The following is a 6,737-nucleotide window of genomic DNA, read 5'->3' as shown; positions in this document are numbered from 1 at the left end:
GCCGCTGTCCCGGTGAAGGATCGGCTTGCGGAACGTGAGCCTCACTCGCAGCGCCCTCTTGCCCGCGTGCTTGGAGGCCGCCACTGAGCTCCGACAGAACCCCGCCATATAGCGGCGCAAGCCACACATGACACCGGGCGGCACACCGAGCAGCCGCCACAAACGACCGATTTAGCCGTTACACGCCCGTGAGTCGGAGCATGACTGAGCCCATTGAGGCCGGAATGGGGGGCGAGGCCACTGTGCCGATTCTGATTCTTTGTCCACACCACCGCGGGGGCCGTTTCAGCGGCCCCCGCGGTGGTGTTGCCGAGGTGTGGACTCAAGCCGCGCGGGGCAACACTCCGCGCAAGACGTCGGTGAGGGTGACGACCCCAGTGAACCGGTTGTCCTGGGTTACTGCGGCCAGCTGGCGGCTGTTGCGGCGCATGGAGGCAAGTGCTTCGTGCAACGGTGTGGTGGAGGGCAGCGTCAGAGCCTGCTGGATAAGCGGCTGGATTGGCGCAGAAGGCTCCATCGTGAGGGTGTCCCGCACGTGGACGACGCCCGGAACGCTCTCAGGGGTATGGTCCGGCTGGACCAGGATACGCAAGTGCCCTGAGCACGCAGCGGCATTCTGGACCGCCTCGACGTCGGCGTCGGGGGCGACCTTGACCGGGTGCTGACCCTGGGGGAGGAGGTCCCCGAGAGTGAGGGTCTGAAGGTCCAGGGCACCGGCCAAGGCTTCATGGTTCTGCCGGTCCAGGGTGCCGGCGGCGGCGGAGTGCTCAACCAGCTGACGAATGGCCGCTGCGTCGTAGCCGCCCACGGCGGCTTGGTCCACGGGGGTGACGCCGCTGAGGGTCACCAGGCGGTTGGCCAGCCGGTTGGCCAGCAGCAGCAGGGGGCGAACGGTCCAGACGAAGGCGCGTGCGGGCACGGCCACGGCTTTGGCTGCGGTCTCGGGGTGGGCAATGGCCCAGGACTTGGGGGCCATCTCCCCGATGACCAGGTGAAGGAAGGTCACGGCCAGCAAGGACAGGACGAAGGAGGCGGTTCCGGCTGCCGCTGCGGGGATGCCCCAGTCCTCCAGGACGGGGCCGAGCCATGCGTCGACGGCCGGCTTGGTGATCGCCCCCAGGGCGAAGGTGCACAAGGTGATGCCCAACTGGGCTGCGGCGAGCATGAGGGTCAGCTCGTCGACTCCCTTGAGAGCGGCCCGCGCGGCGCGGCTGCGTCCTGCCTCGGCCTCCAGCCGGTGCCGGCGGGCGCCCAGCAGGGAGAACTCCATGATGACGAAGATCGCGCTGAGCACGATCAGCGCTGTGGTCACGAGCATGACGATCAGTGGACCGTGCATCATCGCTCCTCGTCCGTGGTGGCGTCGGGCTGGGCCTCGTGGGCGGCATGGCTGCCGGCGGTGTCAGAGCGGGGCACCTCGATGAGGTGGATCCGCAGTCGAGCCGGGACCCTGCGTTGGATGGAGAGGACCTCGACCTGCAGGTGGCGGTCGTAGACCTCCTCAGCCCCGAAGTCTCGTGGGTCCTCGGGCAGGTCGATCGTGATGACCTCGCCTTCCCGGGGCAGACGGCCCAGAGCGTCGATGGTCAGACCGGCGGCGGACTCGGCCTCGGTCACGGGCAGGGGGTGCCCGACGAGGCGCTCGAGCTCGTCCAGGTGGGCCTCTGCGCTCAGGACCCAGGAGTGCAGGCCTGTGGCGGTGATCTCCTCCTGGGGGTGCAGGTCGTGCTCGTCCGTGAGCTCGCCCACGAGCTCCTCCGCGAGGTCTTCCACTGTGAGCACGCCGACGAAGCCGCCGAACTCGTCCACGATGCACGCCATCTGCTGCCCTGAGCCGTCGAGCTCCCGGGCTGCGTCGGGCAGGGACATCATCGTGGGCAGCACCAGTGCAGGGCGCATCAGGGCGGACACGGGGGTGTCCGGGGCCATCCGGGTCTCACCGAGCAGGTCGGTGAGGTGGACTACCCCGAGCGGTTCGTGTTCGTTCGAGATCACCGGGTAGCGGGTGTGGCCGGTGGCCATCAGGTCGCGCACCTGAGCCAGGGAGGTCTGGGGCTGAACCTCGTCCACACGCGAGCGGGGCACCATCGCGTGCTGCACGTCCTGGTCTGGGAAGTCCAGCACCCGGTCGATCAGGACGGAGACCTCCGCGGGCAAGGATCCGGAAGCTCTGGAGTCCAGGGCAATGCGGTCCAGGTCCTCGGCGGAGGCGGTGCTGTCGACGTCGTGCACTGGCTCGATGCGCAGGAGCTTGAGCAGCACCTCGGCCGCCTTGTCGAAGACCCAGATGAGCCAGCCGAACAGGCCGAGGTAGATCTGTGTGGGCCGGGCCAGAGCGCGGGCCAGGGGCTCGGGGTTGGCGATGGCCAAATTCTTGGGGTACAGCTCGCCGATGATCATCTGCACCAGGGTGGCCACCACCAGTACGCCCAGCGTGGAGATGGCGATGACCACTTCAGAAGGCAGTGCGGTGCCGCCGAGCAACTCGGTCAGGGCCGCACCCACCATCGGCTCTGCCACGTAGCCCACCATGAGGCCTGTGACCGTGATCCCCAGCTGCGCGCCGGAGAGCATGAAGGAGGTGCGGCGAGTGACCTGCAGTGCGCGGGCGGCGGCGCGGTCGCCGGCCTTGGCGGCGGTCTGCAGGCGGACGCGGTCTACAGACATGTACGCGAATTCCTGGGCCACGAAGAAGCCGTTGGCGGCGATGATCGCCAGGATGATGAGGGATCCGAGGATCAGTGTCAGGACTGGATCCATGCCTGAGTCACCTCCCCACGAGGTGCAGGCGACCCCGCCAGCTGCGGGGTGGGGTGGGGGTGACGCTCGGACTGTCACCAGGGCAGGCGGCTGGGCCGTCGCTCATGTATTCAGGGGCTCCATAAGGGGTCGAATGAATAATGGCGGTACGCTACCACCGGTAATCGGTCTCAGGGCAAGATGGGGGTGTGGCCTCGCAGCCGGCATCCCGCCTCTGCCCGCCACGATGTCCCATCGGGTGTACCCGTGCGAGGCAATCGAAGGCGATTGCTGAGATGGGTATCTCAACGGCCGAGATGGCGCACAGGTTCGATGTCAGCCAGAAGATACCTTACCTGGCTTTTAATTAATCCTCGGGCGCATAGACTTAAAGTTGCATGAGAAATGTCCGCCAAATCTACTCGGCGTTTATCAAATGTTATTGACTCACATCGCCTGAATAGTTTGCCCGCTTGGTCAGGCCCATCGACCACTGGGGTATGCCGACGACCCGCGGTGGTGTGGATCTCCATCCGAGCGTTTCCATCCGTTGTTGATTCGGACGCTTTTCGAGGAAGCCGCGCGATCGGTCGTCAACCACTTGACCAGACCTTGGTTCATCCCATCATCCTCACTTGGGAAAATCGCAGAAATTGAAGAGAGGGTAATTTATTCTGCGTAAAAAGCGACATGGATTGTTGATGCAGCGGGGGGCTTTTCAGAACTCCGACAGTGATGTGGGCGTCTCGGCCTGCAAGACGGTTCCCCTGGAATCTGACTCTCGTGGAAGAAGGATGCATCCAGGTGCAGCGCGTGGCGAAGACCCCGCCGTCCCGTCCGTCACAATGACCGACTGCGGTCCGGGCTGGACTGGTCGGGTCGCTAGGTGTAGGAGGGCATGACGTTGTTGACTCGCGCTGGGGCCAGTGAGGCCGGAGGAGCCTCTGCGCAGGAGGTATGAGGCCGATGGTAGTTGTAGTGGTTCACCCACACCTGCAGGGCCTCACGCCGAGCTTGCTCTGAGGAGTACGGGCGGGCGTAGAGGACCTCATCGACCATCAGCCGGTTGTAGCGTTCGACCTTCCCGTTGTGACGCGGGGTGTAGGGGCGGATCCGGTGGTGCCGGCCCCCGAGCGAGACCACCTTCGCGGTGAAGTCCACGGCCCGGTAGTTGTTCCCGTTGTCCGTGATCACCCGGTCCACGGTGATGCCGTGCGCGGCGAAGAACGCCCTCGCCCGGCAGTAGAAGCTCACGGTCGTGGCCGCCCGCTCGTCCTCCAACGCTTCGGTGTAGGCCAGCCGGGTGTACCCGTCGATCGCCGAGTGCAGGTAGGTGTACCCGACCCGTCGGCCAGGCCCGCGTTTGGCCGCTCGCGCGTTCTCGGAGTCCCGGCCGTGAGCACGCCAGCCTCCCCCCTCGGGGATGCGTCCGATTTTCTTCACGTCCATGTGCACCATGTGCCCCGGGCCGCGGGCGGTGATCTTCTGTGGTCGTTGGCGCAGGTCCTCACCCGTGGGCGCGAGGTCTGGCAACCGGGAGATGCCCAGCCGGTGCATCCACCTCCCCACGGTGCGCAAGCACAGCTGGTGGCCTTCGGAGACGAGGTGGTGATGGATGCGCCGGGCGGACCACTTCTCGGCCCGGCGCAGGGCCTCCAGCTCGGCCACGATCGCGGGGTCGAGCCGGGCAGGTGAGCGATGGGGCCGGCTCGACCGGTCTTGCAGTCCTGCCTCGCCTTCGGCACGGTAGCGGGCGACCCAGGTGGCCACCGTGGGGCGGCTGACGCGGAACTCCGCGGCCACGTGGGACTGCGGGATCCCGTCGTGCAGGTGGCGTTGGACCATGCGCAGCCGGCCGGTCGGGGTCAGGGGTGCGTTAGCGTGAGTCATGAGCGGGTCTCTTCTGGCAGGTGGGTTGTTGAGGAACTTCCATCCTGCGGCAGGGGCCCGCTCGTCTCATCTCAGCCCGTACCCCGTGGCAAGAACCTCATGACCCACAACAGCTAGGGTGGTCACGTGAAGACCTTCGACGAGCTGTACGCGGAACTGACGCGCAAGGTGCAAGAGCGCCCCGAGGGCTCCGGCACCGTGGCCCAGATCGACGCCGGCGTCCATGCGATCGGCAAGAAGGTCGTCGAGGAGGCGGCCGAGGTCTGGATGGCCGCCGAGTACGAGTCGGATGAGGCCGCCGCCGAGGAGATCTCTCAGCTGCTGTACCACGTGCAGACCATGATGATCGCCCGCGGCATCAGCCTCGAGGACGTCTACCGCCACCTCTGAGGCCGCCGGCCCCGTTCCCCGCCCACCGCACCCCGAGGAGACCGACGCGTGCTGCGCATCGCCGTTCCGAACAAGGGCGCCCTCGCCGAGGCCGCCCGTGAGATCCTGCAGGAAGCCGGCTACCGCCAGCGCCGCGACTCCCGCGAGCTGGTGCTCGTGGACCCCGAGAACCAGGTGGAGTTCTTCTACCTGCGTCCCCGAGACATCGCGGTGTACGTGGGCAAGGGCACCCTCGACGTCGGCCTCACCGGGCGGGACCTGTTCCGCGACGCCCAGGTCGAGGGCACAGCGGAGGAGATCATGGCGCTCGGCTTCGGCCGGTCCGTGTTCCGACTGGCCGCGCCCGTGGGCACGTTCTCCTCCGAGTCCGAGCTGGCCGGCAGGCGCATCGCCACCAGCTACGACGGGCTGCTGCACGCCTACCTGGAGCGCACCGGCCTCGACGCGGAGGTGGTCCACCTCGACGGCGCCGTGGAGTCCTCCGTCAAGCTCGGCGTGGCGGACGCGATCGCCGACGTCGTGGAGACCGGCAGCACTCTGCGCGCCGCCGGCATGGAGGTCTTCGGCGAGCCCATCCTCGACTCGGAGGCCGTGCTGATCGGCCGCGCGGGGGAGCGCCCCGAGGGCCTCGACGTGTTGCTGCGCCGCCTCAAGGGCGTGCTCGTGGCCCGCCGCTGGGTCATGATCGACTACGACATCCGCCGTGACCTGCTGGAGGCGGCCACCGCGGTCACCCCGGGGCTGGAGTCACCGACGGTCTCCCCGCTGCGGGACGAGACGATGGTCGCCGTGCGCTCCATGGTCCGCAAGCTGGACGCCAACCGCGTCATGGACGAGCTGTACGCCCTGGGCGCCCGCGGCATCCTGATCTCCGCGATCCACGCGATCCGCCTCTGACGGCCCGCGCCGTCCCGCCCGAGCCCCCCGAGACGAAGGAGCCGACGTGAGCCTCGCCGTGCGTGTCATCCCCTGCCTGGACGTGGACGCCGGGCGCGTGGTCAAGGGCGTGAACTTCGAGAACCTGAGGGACGCGGGCGACCCGGTCGAGCTCGCTCGCCGCTACAACGCCGCGGGCGCCGACGAGATCACGTTCCTCGACGTCACCGCCTCCACCTCGGACCGCGCCACGACCTACGACGTCGTGACCCGCACGGCAGAGGAGGTCTTCATCCCGCTGACCGTGGGCGGCGGCGTGCGCACCGTCGAGGACGTGGACCGGCTGCTGCGCACGGGGGCGGACAAGGTCTCCGTCAACACCGCGGCCGTGGCCCGGCCCGAGGTGATCACGGAGATCACCCGGCGCTTCGGGTCCCAGGTCCTCGTGCTCTCCCTCGACGCCCGGCGCACGGAGGACCCGGGATGCGCTTCCGGCTATGAGGTCACCACCCACGGCGGCCGCCGGGGCACCGGCATCGACACCGTCGCCTGGTGCCGGGAGGCCTCCGAGCGCGGGGTGGGGGAGATCCTGCTCAACTCGATCGACGCGGACGGCACCCGCGAGGGCTTCGACCTGGAGATGATCCGGGACGTGCGCGCCGTGACGCGGGTGCCGCTGATCGCCTCCGGCGGCGCCGGCGAGCCCGAGCACTTCCCGCCCGCCGTCGCGGCCGGTGCGGACGCGGTGCTCGCCGCCTCCCTGTTCCACTTCGGCCCGGACGACATGCTCGCCCGCGTCAAGGACGCCCTGCGGCAGGCGGGGCACACCGTCCGCTGACCCC

6 protein-coding genes are annotated in these 6,737 nt (G+C 68.1%); 3 read left to right on the top strand and 3 right to left on the bottom strand.

Features of this window, described 5'->3' with window-relative positions; genetic code table 11:
• Nucleotides 1–322: 322 nt before the first annotated feature.
• The 3 genes from J1M40_RS11635 to J1M40_RS11625 all read right to left on the bottom strand — a co-directional run bounded on the left by J1M40_RS11635 (nucleotide 323) and on the right by J1M40_RS11625 (nucleotide 4,629).
• Entirely contained in the window at nucleotides 323–1,339 is a 1,017-nt protein-coding gene (locus J1M40_RS11635) for a CNNM domain-containing protein (RefSeq protein ID WP_036337237.1), read from the bottom strand.
• Nucleotides 1,339–2,760, bottom strand: coding sequence for a hemolysin family protein (locus J1M40_RS11630; RefSeq protein ID WP_036337238.1), 1,422 nt, complete (start codon nucleotides 2,758–2,760; stop codon nucleotides 1,339–1,341). Before J1M40_RS11630 ends, J1M40_RS11635 begins: the two co-directional genes overlap by 1 nt.
• Nucleotides 2,761–3,621: 861 nt before the next feature.
• Nucleotides 3,622–4,629, bottom strand: coding sequence for an IS481 family transposase (locus J1M40_RS11625; RefSeq protein WP_206450804.1), 1,008 nt, complete (start codon nucleotides 4,627–4,629; stop codon nucleotides 3,622–3,624).
• 126 nt (nucleotides 4,630–4,755) lie between these two features.
• On the opposite strand from J1M40_RS11625, the gene J1M40_RS11620 reads away from it, so the two are divergent.
• The 3 genes from J1M40_RS11620 to hisF are packed head-to-tail and all read left to right on the top strand — an operon-like array spanning nucleotide 4,756 to nucleotide 6,733.
• Entirely contained in the window at nucleotides 4,756–5,019 is a 264-nt protein-coding gene (locus tag J1M40_RS11620; protein ID WP_010078767.1) for a phosphoribosyl-ATP diphosphatase, read from the top strand.
• Between the two features lie 48 nt (nucleotides 5,020–5,067).
• A complete protein-coding gene (gene hisG, locus J1M40_RS11615) occupies nucleotides 5,068–5,916 on the top strand; it encodes an ATP phosphoribosyltransferase (protein WP_049146867.1) in 849 nt (282 codons plus the stop codon).
• A 46-nt stretch (nucleotides 5,917–5,962) separates the two neighbouring features.
• Nucleotides 5,963–6,733 (top strand): imidazole glycerol phosphate synthase subunit HisF, encoded by a 771-nt coding sequence (hisF, locus tag J1M40_RS11610; RefSeq protein ID WP_049146869.1) that lies wholly within the window; start codon nucleotides 5,963–5,965, stop codon nucleotides 6,731–6,733.
• Nucleotides 6,734–6,737 lie beyond the last annotated feature (4 nt).

The sequence above is a fragment of the Micrococcus sp. KRD026 genome (assembly GCF_017168445.1).
GTDB lineage: Bacteria > Actinomycetota > Actinomycetes > Actinomycetales > Micrococcaceae > Micrococcus > Micrococcus luteus.
The sequence above is the reverse complement of the archived record's forward strand: the minus strand, read 5'-3'. Positions and strand labels throughout refer to the sequence as shown.